Source organism: Pusillimonas sp. ANT_WB101, assembly GCF_008369125.1.
Lineage (GTDB): Bacteria > Pseudomonadota > Gammaproteobacteria > Burkholderiales > Burkholderiaceae_B > Allopusillimonas.
In genome coordinates, this window is record NZ_VOAY01000002.1 from 670579 (window position 1) to 685714 (window position 15136).

12 protein-coding genes are annotated in these 15136 nt (G+C 55.1%); 5 read left to right on the forward strand and 7 right to left on the reverse strand.

Features of this window, described 5'->3' with window-relative positions; all coding sequences use genetic code 11:
• Positions 1-27: 27 nt before the first annotated feature.
• Entirely contained in the window at positions 28-1125 is a 1098-nt protein-coding gene (locus tag FQ179_RS12050) for a Fic family protein (protein WP_255474965.1), read from the reverse strand.
• A gap of 339 nt (positions 1126-1464) precedes the next feature.
• Here FQ179_RS12050 and thiC point away from each other — a divergent pair, with 339 nt between their 5' ends.
• The 3 genes from thiC to FQ179_RS12065 all read left to right on the forward strand — a co-directional run bounded on the left by thiC (position 1465) and on the right by FQ179_RS12065 (position 5638).
• A complete protein-coding gene (thiC, locus tag FQ179_RS12055; RefSeq protein ID WP_149397517.1) occupies positions 1465-3378 on the forward strand; it encodes a phosphomethylpyrimidine synthase ThiC in 1914 nt (637 codons plus the stop codon).
• 506 nt (positions 3379-3884) lie between these two features.
• A complete protein-coding gene (locus tag FQ179_RS12060; RefSeq protein WP_149397518.1) occupies positions 3885-4862 on the forward strand; it encodes a tripartite tricarboxylate transporter substrate binding protein in 978 nt (325 codons plus the stop codon).
• 8 nt (positions 4863-4870) lie between these two features.
• A complete protein-coding gene (locus FQ179_RS12065; protein ID WP_149397519.1) occupies positions 4871-5638 on the forward strand; it encodes an HpcH/HpaI aldolase/citrate lyase family protein in 768 nt (255 codons plus the stop codon).
• 150 nt (positions 5639-5788) lie between these two features.
• On the opposite strand, the gene metC is transcribed toward FQ179_RS12065, so the two are convergent.
• Complete coding sequence (gene metC, locus FQ179_RS12070; RefSeq protein ID WP_149397520.1) at positions 5789-6967, reverse strand: cystathionine beta-lyase; 1179 nt, start codon at positions 6965-6967, stop codon at positions 5789-5791.
• A gap of 287 nt (positions 6968-7254) precedes the next feature.
• On the opposite strand from metC, the gene nhaA reads away from it, so the two are divergent.
• Positions 7255-8628, forward strand: a complete 1374-nt coding sequence (gene nhaA, locus FQ179_RS12075) for a Na+/H+ antiporter NhaA (protein WP_149397521.1) — start codon at positions 7255-7257, stop codon at positions 8626-8628.
• Between the two features lie 302 nt (positions 8629-8930).
• Positions 8931-9371: an HIT family protein gene (locus tag FQ179_RS12080; protein ID WP_149397522.1), complete on the forward strand. Its 441-nt coding sequence runs from the start codon at positions 8931-8933 to the stop codon at positions 9369-9371.
• A gap of 8 nt (positions 9372-9379) precedes the next feature.
• Here the strand turns inward: FQ179_RS12080 and FQ179_RS12085 are convergent, their stop codons facing one another.
• The 5 genes from FQ179_RS12085 to FQ179_RS12105 all read right to left on the reverse strand — a co-directional run bounded on the left by FQ179_RS12085 (position 9380) and on the right by FQ179_RS12105 (position 14907).
• Positions 9380-10381: an ABC transporter ATP-binding protein gene (locus FQ179_RS12085; RefSeq protein WP_149397523.1), complete on the reverse strand. Its 1002-nt coding sequence runs from the start codon at positions 10379-10381 to the stop codon at positions 9380-9382.
• Positions 10378-11349: an ABC transporter ATP-binding protein gene (locus tag FQ179_RS12090; protein ID WP_149397524.1), complete on the reverse strand. Its 972-nt coding sequence runs from the start codon at positions 11347-11349 to the stop codon at positions 10378-10380. The genes FQ179_RS12085 and FQ179_RS12090 overlap by 4 nt, the downstream gene beginning before the upstream one ends.
• A gap of 10 nt (positions 11350-11359) precedes the next feature.
• On the reverse strand, positions 11360-12274 hold the full coding sequence (locus tag FQ179_RS12095) for an ABC transporter permease (RefSeq protein ID WP_149397525.1): 915 nt from the start codon (positions 12272-12274) through the stop codon (positions 11360-11362).
• Position 12275: 1 nt separating this feature from the next.
• On the reverse strand, positions 12276-13262 hold the full coding sequence (locus FQ179_RS12100) for an ABC transporter permease (RefSeq protein WP_149397526.1): 987 nt from the start codon (positions 13260-13262) through the stop codon (positions 12276-12278).
• Positions 13263-13335: 73 nt separating this feature from the next.
• The gene (locus FQ179_RS12105; RefSeq protein ID WP_149397527.1) at positions 13336-14907 is read right to left on the reverse strand and encodes an ABC transporter substrate-binding protein; all 1572 of its coding nucleotides are present in this window, start codon (positions 14905-14907) and stop codon (positions 13336-13338) included.
• Positions 14908-15136: the final 229 nt, after the last annotated feature.

The following is a 15136-nucleotide window of genomic DNA, read 5'->3' on the forward strand; positions in this document are numbered from 1 at the left end:
CGCCGCAAATTGGGCGCGAATACAGGATCACGGCAACGATTGGGTTAATACGCTGGTCAATGCCGTATTCACGTAATAACTGCTCCGTCCGACTTTCTGTTTGACCAGAAACCCACCCTCTGCGAGCGCGTCGAGGTATTTGGTGGCTGTCAGTCGCGACACCTGAAGGTCGCGCTGAAGGTAGTCGATTTTTGTATAGGGATGCATGAACAGGTTGTTGATGAGATCCTGACTATAAAACTTGAACTCAGCACGAATACGATGCTTGTAATCAAAGAGTGTGCGCTTGATTTCATGGATGGTCGACATCGTATGCCCGGCAGTCTGTTCAACGGCCTCAAGCATGTAAAGCACCCAGTCCCCCCAGGCGCCTTCTTCGCGAACTTGCTGAAGCAATCGATAATAATTGGCCTTGTTTCTCACGATATAGCTGCTCAAATACAAGACTGGGGTGTCCATCAACCCCTGCTGTACGAGATACAGCACATTCAAAATCCGCCCTGTACGGCCGTTTCCATCGTAAAAGGGGTGAATGCTCTCAAATTGATGGTGGATCAATGCCATCTTTATCAGAGGGTCGGCCGCGAAGCTGTCCTCTTCGTTGATGAATCTTTCGAGATCACCCATTAACTGGACGATCTCGATCGGATCCTGCGGAGGAGTGTATACCGTCAGCCCGTCCTGGTTCTTCAATGTCGTGCCGGGCAATTTTCGAAAGCCAGCACTGTTGCGCTCCAGTTCGGCCTGAATGTCCGCGATTGCATTGGCGGTGATCAGCCCGGTTTCACGCACCCGAGAATACCCCAAGCGTAATGCCTGCCGATAGCGCAGCACTTCCTTTGTAGCTGGGTGCATTGCGTCTTCCAGCACCAGTTCGTCCTTGAACAGCTCATCGTGCGTGGTGACGATGTTCTCGATCTCGGAGCTGTCTTTTGCCTCTTGCAGCACAAGCGCGTTTATCAATATGCCCTGATTAGGAATGGAGGCAGCCACCCCCTTCAGTTCTGCTAGCGCTCGCCCGGCAGCCGTCAGCTTCTTGAGGATTTGTGGCGTATCAAACTGGTCAACATCGAGCGCGAACAATGAGGGAAGTGATGACATGCTTAACACCTTGCCTGACGACATGTATAGAAAACCCAATTTTTTATACATTTTACAGAAGACGTGTATAGAAAAACGTATTTTTCTATACACGTTGCAGGTCATAAGCATAAAAAAAGCCTCTTTTATATCCGAGAGGATACGACTGCATATATCACCTATACTACGCAACACGCAGGGGTACTCACCGGGCTTTGTCCGGCGGGTTGAGATAAAACCCTTCGTACCAGTACGGATAACGCCGATGCTGGGAGCGTGCTCGTTCCTCTACTGACCTTGCGTCGTCCGCCGACCTTGCGTCATATTTTCTATAGTCACGAGACAATTCCCTATCGGCTCCATTAATGTTTTTTGGAGCACGCCTTGAAGTCCAATTCCACCTTTTCTGCCCTTGATGCCACCGTCGACACGGCTGCCATCACCCCCCTTCCCTGCTCACACAAAGTGTATGTAACTGGTTCGCGGCCCGACCTGCGCGTACCGTTTCGGGAAATTTCCCAGGACGACACGCCGACCATGTTCGGCGGTGAAAAGAATCCACCGCTAACAATCTACGACACCAGCGGTCCGTATACCGACCCGGCCGCCACCATAGACTTGCGCAAGGGCGTGGCCCCCTTGCGCGAAGCCTGGATTACCGAACGCAACGACACCGAAGTCCTGAGCGACATCAGCAGCGACTACGGCCGTATGCGCCAGCATGACAGCAGTCTGGACAGCATGCGATTTCCGCGCGTGCGCCCCCCTCGTCGCGCCAAGCCCGGCTGTAATGTCTCGCAGATGCATTACGCGCGCCGCGGCATCATTACGCCGGAAATGGAGTTTGTCGCCCTGCGCGAGAACCTGCGCCGCGAGGAATATGTAGAAGCCTTGCGCCACAGCGGGCCTGACGGTGAAAAGCTGGCCAAACGCCTGCTGCGCCAGCATGCAGGGCAATCGTTCGGCGCCGCCATTCCGGCATCTATCACGCCTGAATTCGTACGTGATGAAATTGCACGCGGGCGGGCCATCATCCCCGCCAACATCAATCATCCTGAAATCGAGCCCATGGCCATAGGCCGCAATTTCCTGGTCAAGATCAACGCCAACATCGGCAACTCCGCGCTGGGGTCGAACATCAGTGACGAAGTAGAAAAAATGACCTGGGCAATACGCTGGGGCGGCGACACCGTCATGGATCTGTCGACAGGCAAGAACATACATGAAACACGCGAATGGATACTGCGCAACTCACCCGTGCCCATTGGCACTGTGCCTATTTACCAGGCACTCGAAAAAGTGGACGGCAAGGCCGAAGAGCTGACCTGGGAGATATTCCGCGACACCCTGATTGAGCAGGCGGAACAGGGCGTGGATTACTTCACCATTCATGCCGGTGTTCGCTTGCCCTTTATCCCCATGACCGCTGATCGCATGACGGGCATTGTTTCGCGCGGTGGTTCCATTATGGCCAAGTGGTGCCTGGCGCATCATCGGGAAAGCTTTCTGTACGAACGCTTCGACGAGATATGCGAAATCATGAAAACCTATGACGTAAGCTTCTCGCTGGGGGATGGTCTGCGACCGGGCTCCGGGTATGACGCGAATGACGAAGCGCAGTTCGCTGAACTCAAGACGCTGGGCGAACTAACCCAAGTCGCGTGGAAGCACGATGTGCAGGTAATGATCGAAGGCCCTGGCCATGTGCCCATGCACCTGATCAAAGAAAACATGGACATGCAGCTTGAGCACTGCCACGAAGCGCCCTTCTATACATTGGGACCACTGACCACGGACATCGCGCCAGGGTATGACCACATCACCTCGGGCATAGGCGCCGCGCTTATCGGGTGGTATGGCACCGCCATGCTGTGCTATGTCACACCCAAGGAGCATCTGGGCTTGCCCAACAAGCAGGACGTCAAGGATGGCATCATCACGTATAAGATCGCCGCTCATGCCGCCGACCTTGCCAAAGGGCACCCGGGCGCGGCCATACGCGACAATGCGCTGTCCAAGGCGCGATTTGAATTCCGCTGGGAGGACCAGTTCAATCTGGGCCTGGACCCTGACACAGCGCGCGCCTTCCACGACGAAACCTTGCCCAAAGACTCCATGAAAGTGGCGCATTTCTGCTCTATGTGCGGCCCGCATTTCTGCAGCATGAAAATCACCCAGGACGTTCGGGAGTATGCACACAAAAAGGGGCTGGACGAAGCGCAGGCCCTGCAGGATGGCATGCAGGAAAAATCCATAGAGTTCCGCGAGAAAGGCGCAAGAATCTACCACCGGGCTTGATAAGGTTTTCGCCGGCCTCCGTCTCCACAAGCGGCCGGCGAAAAACTGACCTTTACGCTTTCATGTTGCCTAATTTCCGGCGGGTATGCCACCGAGCCAGGCTGCCGAGGTGTGCCGACATATTCTTTTCCTGGATGCTGCCATATTTAGCGTCTGGCCTGTTTTCCCCCAGATACTTCTGTAGGGAGTTTGAACGGCGGGTATGCCCAGCGGGTATACCTCCGAAGTAGGCCGACAGACATGCCAGCCAGCCCTCCAAGGTATGCCTACGGATATACCGCCGGAGGTAGTCATGAACAAACCAACCCTCGCCATGATGTAAAAAACAGACGGCCACCATAACAATGAAAATAAGAATGGCAGAGGCGGAAGGCCTGGAAGGCACGGCAGTACTTAGCAAACACCCCATAGGCAATCAAAATAGACACAAAAACTGGAACATTACGTATCGATTTTTATGATATAACTACAAAATCAATTACAAACACCTTGTTCCGGAGACATCTGTGCCTTCATTAAAAAACGTTATTTCACTGATTCTGGCTTCCAGCGTGCCTTTTTGTATGCAAAGTGTGCAGGCACAAACGTTTCCAGAGCGCACCGTGACAATACTGGTTCCGTTCGTTCCGGGAGGCGCGTTTGACGTAGTAGCCAGGCTGGCTGCAGAGCGCTTGAGCAAAGAGACAGGCCAGCAGTTCATCGTAGAAAACAAGCCAGGCGCGGGTGGAACATTGGGCGGGCGCATTGTGTCACAATCCAAGCCTGACGGCTATACGCTGTTGCTTTCCGGCGTTGGCCCTATCTCGATATCCCCCGCTGTTTACAAAAACCTTGGATACGATCCCGCCACGGCCCTCGCGCCTGTCATTCAGCTAACGACATCGCCGTTCGTGCTTGTGACATCCCAAGAGTTCAAAGGTAAATCGCTTGACGATTTCACAGCCTTTCTTAAGGCGAGCCCCGGAAAATACAACTATGCCTCTACAGGTAATGGCACCCTTGTTCATCTTGCAGGCGAGTATTTCAAGAACAAGACGCATACCGATTTTGAGCATATTCCCTATTCTGGCGGCTCACAGGCAACCTTGGCACTGATGTCTGGCGATGCGACATTTTCCATTACCAATATCCCCAATGTATTAAGCCAGATTAAGGCGGGAAAACTCATCGGCGTCGCAACCACCGGGAAAACAAGGTCTTCAGCATTACCTGATCTACCCACCATGGCTGAGGCCGGGCTCAAGGATTTTGAACTGTCAGGCTGGATAGGTATTTTTGCCCCAGCGGGCACGCCCGAACCCGTTATCGAAAGCCTAAATGCGGCATTTTCCAAGGTTATGGAAAATCCTGAAATGAAAAAGCGGCTCGAAGAACAGGGCGACGACGTCACCACAGGCTCCGTCGCGCAGTTCAAGCAGTATGTCGCCGATAGTGATGCGAAGTGGAAACAGATCGCCACCGACGCTAACGTATCGATTGATTAAGGCCAGCCATGCCCTGCAAACCCAATACATTTAAAGCCCGCGTCGCTGCTGGCGAAAAGCTGATCGGATTATGGTGCTCGCTGACGTCAGCCACGTCAGTCGAAGTGCTCTCAACCATTGATTACGATTGGTTCCTGCTTGACATGGAACATGCGCCCAACAGCTTGGGTGATATCGTTGATCAACTACGCGTTTTAGACTCCTCGGCCGCCTGCGGCTTCGTCAGGCCGCCATGCAACGATAGTGTTGTCATCAAAAGGCTGCTGGATGCCGGTGCCAAAAACCTGTTGTTCCCGTATGTACAGAATGCGGACGAAGCAAGAGATATCATCCGTGCGACGCGTTACGCGCCGGATGGCGTGCGCGGAGTTTCAACTGCAGGGCGAGCCGCCCTTTACGGTGACTACCCAAACTATCTGAAGGTCGCTGCCGACGAAATCGTCATCGCCATCCAGATAGAAACCGCCGCAGCAATCCAGGCTATCCCATCTATTGTTGCTTTGGCTGAAATAGATATCGTGTTTTTTGGCCCTGCAGACTTGTCTGCGGACATGGGCCTGCTGGGCCAGCCTGAGCACCCCGACGTTAGGGCAAGCATTGCTGCCGCAATCAAGCAAGTTACCGCAGCAGGAAAAATGGCGGGTGTACTGGCCCCCAACCCTTCAGTCGCACGGGCGTATTACGAAGCAGGAGCAAAGTTTATTGCCATCGGCAGCGATCTGGGTTGCTTGCTTACACAGGCAAAAGCCTTGTTGGCGACCACCCAAGACTTTTAATCGGGCAGGTCTAGGACGCCGCGCCATCAAGCCTGACGCTCACCAGGCTGCGCGGCGCTCGAAAATGCCGATGCCTTCAGCTGGCGTGCGGGTACGAGTACGGTTCGGGCACGGCAAATTATGCCGTGCCGCTCTCAGCACCGGTAGGTGCTATGCCGAACCGAGCCGCGCGAAGCCCTGTTCGAGATCCTGCTTCAGATCTTCCACATCTTCAAGCCCGATCTGCAGGCGCAATGCAAGCCCTTCGGGCTTCCAGGAAGTGACTGTGCGGTATTGCCCGCAGTCAAAAGGAATGATCAGGCTTTCATAACCACCCCACGAAAACCCCATGCCGAAGATGGACATGCCATCCAACATTTTCGCCAGATCTTGCTGGCCATAGCCAGGCTTGAGGATGATGGAGAACAGGCCCGAAGCACCTTTGAAGTCACGCTTCCAGTTTTCGTGCCCTGGGCAACTTTCGAATGCAGGGTGAAGTACCCGACTGACCTCGGGCCTGGCCTGCAGCCACTGTGCCATCTCGAGCCCGCGACGTTCAGCCTCTTTCAGACGCAGATGCAAGGTGCGCATGCCGCGCAAGGCCAGCACGCAGTCATCAGCGCCCGGCAGCATGGCCATGGAGTCATACGTGGCACGCAGCGCTGGCCAGCTCTCAGCGTTGGCAGAGACCAGCCCCAGCAGTATGTCTGAATGACCGCCCAGATATTTGGTGCCCGCTTCAACAGAAAGATCTACGCCGTGCTCATGCGCCTTGAAGAAAACAGGCGTTGCCCAAGTATTGTCGATAATGGTCTTGACGCCGTGTTTGCGGGCGACAGCCACAATGGCTGGCACGTCTTGCACTTCAAGCGTTTGGGATCCCGGTGCCTCCAGAAAAATGGTCGAAGTTTCTGGCTGCACCAGGCCTTCAATTTTGGCACCCATCATGGGGTCGTAATACGTGGTGTGCACACCGTACCTGGCCAACATGCCGTTGCAGAAATTGCGGGTTGGACGATAGACCGAATCAGGCATCAGAATGTGATCACCGGCCTTGGTTGTACTTAGCAATGCCAGCACCACTGCACCCAGCCCAGAAGGTGCAAGCACCGTACCGGCAGCGCCCGACAGCTGCGTCCAAGCGTCTTCCAGATTAGCGATGGTCGGCGTGCCCGCTGTGCCATAGGTAAACCTACTGCGTCTGTGTTCCAGATCATCCATAGTCTTATAGATGACTGTAGAACCTTTGTACAGCGGGGCATTGACGAACCCAAACTGCTCTGCGGGATCGCGCCCCAGCTTGGTCAGTTGGGTGGCAACCTCGAATTTTTGATTTTGCTTAGTGGACATAATTTCCTAACCTGATTGCTTCGTCATATTGAGGCATCAATTTACAACAAGTGCGCGATATGGACGAGTGCAACCCATTTCGCATCACGCTGCACAACGTTTAAAAGACGGCTGAACCACTGCGCTGACGGCAAGATGTTGGTGATTTCTTATACGTTATATACGGGTTTTCCCCAACCAGAAACACGTGGTTATGCTTGTATACTTCGCCCCGGGTGTTAGGGCTGCATGTTGCGGCTCGGCAGGTTAAAGCGTAGGTCGGGCCGCCGCGCGGAGACACGTCGACCATGCACAGACATTCGTCCGGGCAATCTATTCCACGCGCCCAAGCCGTCACCGAGCGCGCTTTCTCCGCCATAGAGCGTTTTCTTCATATCGAAGCCGTCAGTGGCATCACCTTATTGCTGGCCGCTGCAGTTGCGCTAATCTGGGCCAACTCGCCCGCCGCCGACAGCTATCACGCCATCTGGCACACCACACTATCTTTTGGCATTGGCGACTTCCAGGTCGCGCAGTCGCTGCATTTCTGGGTAAACGACGCCTTGATGACGGTGTTTTTTCTTGTTGTGGGTATGGAAATCCGCCGAGAAATACACGAAGGCGCGCTGTCCAGCTTGCGACTTGCATCGTTACCGTTGGCAGCCGCCATGGGTGGTGTATTAATACCCGCCCTTGCCTACGTTGCGCTCAACGGCGAACCCCTGCAGCGTCAGGGCTGGGCCGTACCTACTGCCACTGATATCGCCTTTGCCGTAGGGGTTCTGGCCCTGCTGGGCAAGTCTATACCGGGCAATTTGCGCATTTTCCTGCTTGCTGTCGCCATTATTGACGACATTGTCGCCGTACTGATCATTGCCGTTTTCTACTCGGGCGGTCTCGACTTTTCTGGCCTTATTGTCGCGGCGGTTGGCATCATTATGGTGCTTACCCTTCAACGTATGGGCATAGGCTCGGCATGGGCCTACATCGTACCGGGAGCCATACTCTGGACAGGCATGCTGCAAACTGGCGCACACCCGACGCTGGCAGGCGTGGTGCTGGGCCTGATGACGCCCGTGGTACCGCGTCACACCCGCGAACGCCCACTCGATATGCTGCGCGGTGCCGTCTCCGGCCTGAGTAAGCAAGATGAGTCACCCACCAACACATCGCCAGAAGAAATCGCCCAGCCGCTCAAAGCCTTGCGCAAAGCGCAGCGCGAGTTGCTGGCACCCGTTACACGCGTGCAGATGGCACTGCACCCCTGGGTTGCATATGGGGTCATGCCGCTGTTTGCCCTGGCTAATGCGGGGGTAACGCTCGACGGGTTTGATCTGGGTTCGGGTGCAGCGCAAAGCGTTATGGCCGGCATTATCATTGCCCTGGTGTTTGGCAAGCCAGTAGGGCTCATGGCTGCAAGCTGGCTGGCAGTGCGCCTGGGCTTGTGCTCTCTGCCGCCCGGCGTCACATGGCCTGGCATGATGCTGGTCGGCATGCTTGCTGGCATCGGCTTTACCATGTCTATCTTTATCGCCAACCTGGCATTTGATGATGCCACGTTGCTGGGTGCCGCAAAGCTTGCTGTACTGATAGCCTCGACAATCGCCGCCGTGGCAGGCCTGGCATGGGGCATGGTATTTACTCGACGCGCCGCCGCATTACGCAACAGCGCAGCTGCCTAACGGTTCATATCCGGTTAACATTTCAGGTCAAGTTCAGGGCCTAAAACGAAATCTGGGTCCTGAAACAAGACCAGGGCCCAGAAATGGCGACAACTTGTTGGGCGGGGTCAAAGCGTGTAGCAATGTATGGTGTCACGTTGTCCCACGATGTAGGGTGTCAGCCCTGCAGCCAAAACCTGGTGCCCAGCCCCCCAGCTAGACGATGACAGCAACATAATGCTATATCGTCTATAGCAACAATAACTATTAATGTGCTCACGGCGCCCAAGGGCGCCGTGGGACATGCACAGGAGCCCTGCACCATGCCGTCGTCCCATTCGTGTCTTTTCTGTTCCATTGCCGAAAAGACCATACCTGCAACCATTGTTTACGAAACCGAAACCCTGGTGGCGTTTCTGGACATCCGGCCCATCAGGCCCGGTCATGTGCTGATTATTCCTCGCGAGCATTTTGATTATTTTGATGACCTGCCGGCGTCACTTGCCGCAGAAATTATGCAACTTGGCCAGAAACTTGCCAAGGCCATGAAAGCCCACTTTGGCGTTGAGCGGGTCGCATTCTTGTTTACCGGCACCGATATCAGCCACGCCCATGCGCACATCGTGCCCATGCACACCAAGGCAGACATTACCTCGCCCGCTTATATCTCAGAACAGCACCTCACCATTGGCCCCGCCGTCCAGGCGTCACCCGAGGCGCTCAATGAGTCTGCAGCAGCGCTGCGCGCGGCACTACAACAGTGAGCTGATTGTTATAGCCTGCCTTCTTCCAGCGCATGGCAGGCGGCCTGGCTATGACTATATGAAATCATCTGCGGCGCTTCCTGGCGACAACGTTCATTGGCGTGAGGACAGCGCGGATGGAAAGTACAGCCTGATGGCGGGTTGAGCGGGTTAGGCACCTCGCCGCCCACAGGCACCCGTGTGCGCCCCGCTCCGGTCAGGTCTGGAATAGCTCCCAGCAGCATGCGGGTATAGGGATGCCGCGGCGTGGCAAACAGCTCATCGCGGGTGGCAACCTCAACCAGTCGGCCCAGATACATGACACCAATGCGGTCGGCCACATGATGCACCACGGCCAGATTATGAGAAATAAACAAATACGTCAGCCCCAAATGACGCTGCAGGTCTTTCATCAAGTTAAGTACCTGGGCCTGTACTGACACGTCCAGCGCCGAGGTAGGCTCATCGCAGACCAGAAAATCGGGGCCCAGCGCCAGAGCTCGTGCAATCGAAATTCGCTGGCGCTGGCCACCCGAAAACTGGTGCGGGTAGCGGCTTTGATCGCCGGGGCTTAACCCAACCTGAAGCAACAGCTCATCCACCTTGTTGCGCTGTTCCTCCTTGCTCATACGGGTGTGCGTTGCCAAAGGCTCGGCGATAATGCGTCCGACCCGCCAGCGTGGGTTCAGGCTGGCGTATGGGTCTTGAAAAATCATCTGCAAACGACGTCGCATGGCTTGTCGCTGCTGGCGGCTCATGTTTTGCACGGGCTGGCCGTCAAAACTAATACTGCCTTGCGTCAGCCCATACAGCCCCGCAAGCATGCGCGCTATCGTCGATTTACCGCAACCTGACTCACCCACCAGCGCCAGCGTTTCGCCTTTATCAATATGAAAGCTTACGCCGTCCACCGCCTTCAGCTGTAACCGGGGTCGTCGATGGATAACACGATCTAACCATGGGCTAGATACATCAAACCAGCGAGCTGCCTGGTTGACCTGAATAAGAGGGGTATGGGCAGGGGGTTTCATATAACCTCCGGCGTATGCAGCCAACAAGCGGCCTGACTGGTAGAGGCGGGCATCAGATCGGGGCGCTCCTGATCGCAGCGAAGCATGCGCTGGGAACAGCGCGGATGAAAGGCACAGCCTGGTGGAATGGCATTTAAACGCGGCATGCTGCCATCGATTTGCACCAGACGTGCGCTGAGTCGGTCAATGGACGGAATAGACCCCATCAGACCTGCCGTGTAGGGATGCTGTGGGCGCTGGATGACATCGGCAACCGGCCCGATCTCGACAATACGGCCTGCATACATGACGGCCACACGATCGGCCGTTTCGGCAATTACGCCCATATCATGGGTGATCAGCAGCACAGAAGCCCCCTGCGACTTGCACAGATTTTTCAGTAAGTCGATGATCTGGGCCTGTATGGAGACATCCAGCGCCGTTGTGGGCTCATCGGCCACGATCAGCCTGGGCTCGGCGGCAAGCGCCAGGGCGATCACAACACGCTGACGCATACCACCTGAAAACTGATGGGGGTAATGGTTGATGCGCTCGCGCGCAGCAGGTATGCCCGTAGCTTCGAGCAGTTCGATGGCGCGTTGCTGCGCCTGGGCGCGGTTAAGCGGCAAGTGGGTGGCAATGGTTTCGACCAGTTGTTGCCCCACCGTGTACAAAGGGTTAAGCGACGTAAGCGGATCCTGAAAAATGGCCCCGATCTGTCGCCCACGAATGCGACGCATCTGCTCATCAGGCAGGTTATCGATGCGATTGCCCTCCAGCAGAATTTGCCCCCCTGACACACGCCCCGGTGGATCAAGCAGCCCGATAATGGCGGCGCCCGTCAGTGACTTACCCGCGCCTGACTCGCCCACCACGCCAAGCACCTCGCCCGGAGCAATCGACAAAGACACGTTATGCAAGGCTTTTAGGGTCCCGCGCCGGGTCGGAAACTCCACACACAGGTTTTTTACTTCAAGCAGTTCGGTCATGAGACACCCTCTAATTCAGCCTGGGGTTTAGCGCGTCGCGCAGCCAGTCGCCCAGCAGGTTGACCGAGAGCACCAGCAATACCAGCATGGCACCCGGGAATATCGTGATCCACCACTCTCCCGAGAATAAAAAGTCATTGCCTATGCGTATGAGTGTGCCCAGTGAAGGCGATGTGGGAGGTACCCCCACCCCAAGAAACGAAAGTGTTGCCTCGGTAATAATGGCTGTTGCCAGATGCACCGTGCCCAGCACCAGCACCGGGCCCATGACGTTGGGCAACACATGACGAAACATGATGACGGGTGGCGCCACACCGATAACTCTGGCAGCCTGCACGTACTCACGGTTTTTTTCGACCATGGCAGAGCCGCGCACGGTGCGGGCATACTGTGGCCAGCCCGCCAGCGCTATGGCCCCGATCAACACAGGAAACGCAAGAATGTCATGCATACCCTGGGGCATTGCGGCACGGGCAACACCGTCAATAAGCAAGGCGATGAGTATGGCCGGAAAGGATAGCTGCACGTCGGCGACACGCATAATAAAGGCATCAAGGCGGCCACCCACGTATCCGGCAATCAGCCCCACAAAAATACCCACCGTCATGGCCAGAACCACCGAGGCCAAGCCAATAAGCAAAGACACCCGCGTACCATACAATAATGCCGAAAAAAGATCACGCCCCTGACTATCCGTACCCAGAGGGTAATTCCATTGCCCGTCTTGCATCCAACCAGGAGGCAACAAGGCGTCGAGGAGTTCAACAGTGGTAAGGTCAAATGGATTATGCGGTGCAACCCATTGGGCTCCGAACGCCCCGACCAGCAACAACGCAAATAAAATAGTAGATAAGTAGGCGACGGGCGTATTCCGCCATGACCATGCCAGGTCGCTGTCCCACCAGCGCAGAATAAGGGCTTTCATGTCAATGCCCCCCTGCCCGGCCCAGCCCGGCTCGCAATCTGGGGTCAACCACAAAATACAGCAGATCGACGATAAGGTTTATACAGACAAACACCAGGGCAATCAGGCACAGATAAGCGGCCATGACGGGGACATCTGCAAACTGCACGGCCTGTATGAATAACAACCCCATGCCGGGCCACTGAAACACGGTTTCGGTAACAATGGCAAACGCAATAATGCCGCCAAGCTGCAGACCGGTAATCGTGATGACAGGAACAAGCGTATTTTTAAGCGCATGGCCAAAATGAATGGAGCGCTTGCGCAAGCCACGAGCGCGTGCAAACTTGATGTAGTCGGTACGCAATACCTCAAGCATTTCTGAGCGTACCAAGCGCAGCACCAGCGTAAGCTGGAACAAAGAAAGCGTGATCGCCGGCAAGATAAGGTGTTGCCAGCCGCTGGCAGTTAGCAGGCCGGTACTCCACCACCCGATACGCACCACGTCACCGCGCCCATAGCTGGGTAACCAGCCCAACATGACCGAAAACACAAGAATAAGCAGAATGCCTATAAGAAAAGTGGGGAGCGACACCCCCAGCAAAGACAGCGCCAGTATGGTTTGCGAGGCCGCGCCCTTGCGACGCAGCGCGGTGTAAACCCCCAGTGGCAGGCCGACAACGAGGGCGAGCAGCGCAGCTGCCAAAGACAACTCAACCGTGGCCGGCAAGCGCTCGCGCAGCAGCTCAGAGACTTTTTGCCCTTGACGCAAGGAAAGGCCAAAATCACCTTGCACAGCATTACCGACAAAGCGGGCAAATTGCACAGGCGCAGATTGATCCAGACCCAAGCTGTGACGCAATTGAATGCGATCTTGCTCGGTGGCGTCTTGCCCCAGCATTATCGTGACCGGATCGCCGATATATCGAAACAGCACAAAAGCCAGCAGCGCGACTGTTAGCATGACCAACACGGCCTGGGCGACGCGACGTAATATAAAAGGCAACATAGGGTGGCATCATCACAATGCGCACAGCCGGCTTGTAGCCGGCTGTGCGACAGGTTTTCAGCAGAACACCTGCTTAATCAATAACCACCCATTCGGCGGTAAGACGGTTGTCAGCGCGGTGCACCACATTTACGTTTTTGCGCATGGCCCAGGGGATAACCTGATCATGCAAAGGAATATGGCCGAACTCACTGGCATGGATCTGAAGCACCTTGTGAATGGCCGCATCACGTTTATTCGTATCAACCTCGGTCTTGATCTGCTGAATAAGCTTGTCGGCCTCGGCGTTGCTGTAATTGCCAAAGTTGAACGAGCCATCGGCGCCTTGGCCCTTGCTGTGGATAAGGCTTTGCAAGGTGTACAGCGCGTCGAAAGTAGGCACGCCCCAGCCAAACAAATAGGCGCTGGTATCGTAAGACTGCACTTTAGGAAAGTAGGTGGCTCGCGGCATGGAGTTTAGCGCTGCCTTGACACCCACTTTGGCCCACATACCGACCACGGCCTGGCAAATGGCTTCGTCATTGATATAACGGTTGTTGGGGCAGTCGAGGGTAAAGTCGATATTATTTTCGTACCCGGCCTCTTTGAGCAGGCTTCGGGCTTTTTCGGGGTCATACGGCACGCGCTTGGCCAGCTCTTCGGACCAGCCGTGTACCTGCGGCGCAATCATGGTGCCAGTGGGTGCAGACGAGCCACGCATAACTGCTTTTTTGATGGCGTTTACATCAATCGCACGATACAGCGCTTCTCGCACCCGCACATCGGCAAAGGGGTTTTTGCCCTTTACAGACGAATATTTGAGCTCGGGGCTTTTTTGGTCAAGCCCCAGATAAATGGTGCGGTACTCGTTACCCTCTACGACCTTGGCCTGTTGACGGATACGTGCGAGGTCTTGCGCCGGAGGGTCAAGCACAAAATCGATCTCGCCGGACAAAAGTGCCGCTGTTCGGGTGGCATTTTGCTTAATGGGCGAATAGACGATTTCGGTAACATTACCCACCTTGCCGTCTTTACCCCACCATTCGGGGTTTTCGACATACACGGTGCGAACGTCGACTTCACGCGACTTTAATTTGTATGGCCCGGTGCCATTGGCGTTACGTGCCGAAAAGGTTTCTTCATTTTTGGCAAAATCCTGGGGTGCATCGGCGTTGTTCTTCTGGGCCCAGTCACGATCCATTATGAACAGATTGGTGAGCTGGCGCAGCAGAACAGGGTTGGGGCCATCTGTAATGACCTCGACCGTGCTGTCATCTACTTGCTTAACGTCGGCCACACCATTGACGTACGCCTTGTAGTTTGAAGTGGGCGCCATGGCGCGTCGCAACGAAAACACAACGTCATCGGCAGCAAAAGGCGAGCCATCGTGAAACTTGACCCCCTCTCGCAGCTTGAAGCGCCATGTGGTGGGGTCGACCTGCTGCCAGGAAAGCGCCAAGGCAGGCGCCAGCTCGAAATTTTTATCGTAGGCGACCAACGTTTCATAGACATAACTGGAAGCGGCAATGGTCAGACCTTCGTTCTGAGCATGAGGATCTAGTGTGAGGATGTCACCCTGACTGGCCCAACGCAGGGTTTTGGCCTGAACGGCCACTGGTAGAGCCAAAACGGCTGCCAGTGTGGCGACGAGTAAAGTTGGACGCATATGGAAACCTTAAACGAAACTGAATGCCAAGAATAGTGCCCCACCATTCGTAATGCGTCAATCTTCACCTTAGATTTTTTTGAGATATATTGAATAATCCATAGTTTTTTTGTAACGATTTTTGAAAAAGACGTAGCACGCCTAAATACGATGGCCTGCCAGCCCTTATCGTTGCTGCGAAGCTTCAAAAGTAATGCTGAAACATTACAGGCAGGCCGTAAAAAACCAT

Excerpts from the sequence above, each read along its gene's own strand:
- FQ179_RS12095 (WP_149397525.1), bottom strand. The coding sequence starts at position 12,274 with ATGAAAGCCCTTATTCTGCGCTGGTGGGACAGCGACCTGGCATGGTCA.
- FQ179_RS12050 (WP_255474965.1), bottom strand. The coding sequence starts at position 1,125 with ATGTCGTCAGGCAAGGTGTTAAGCATGTCATCACTTCCCTCATTGTTC.
- FQ179_RS12065 (WP_149397519.1), top strand. The coding sequence starts at position 4,871 with ATGCCCTGCAAACCCAATACATTTAAAGCCCGCGTCGCTGCTGGCGAA.
- FQ179_RS12105 (WP_149397527.1), bottom strand. The coding sequence starts at position 14,907 with ATGCGTCCAACTTTACTCGTCGCCACACTGGCAGCCGTTTTGGCTCTA.
- nhaA (WP_149397521.1), top strand. The coding sequence starts at position 7,255 with ATGCACAGACATTCGTCCGGGCAATCTATTCCACGCGCCCAAGCCGTC.
- FQ179_RS12085 (WP_149397523.1), bottom strand. The coding sequence starts at position 10,381 with ATGAAACCCCCTGCCCATACCCCTCTTATTCAGGTCAACCAGGCAGCT.
- metC (WP_149397520.1), bottom strand. The coding sequence starts at position 6,967 with ATGTCCACTAAGCAAAATCAAAAATTCGAGGTTGCCACCCAACTGACC.
- FQ179_RS12080 (WP_149397522.1), top strand. The coding sequence starts at position 8,931 with ATGCCGTCGTCCCATTCGTGTCTTTTCTGTTCCATTGCCGAAAAGACC.
- FQ179_RS12100 (WP_149397526.1), bottom strand. The coding sequence starts at position 13,262 with ATGTTGCCTTTTATATTACGTCGCGTCGCCCAGGCCGTGTTGGTCATG.
- FQ179_RS12090 (WP_149397524.1), bottom strand. The coding sequence starts at position 11,349 with ATGACCGAACTGCTTGAAGTAAAAAACCTGTGTGTGGAGTTTCCGACC.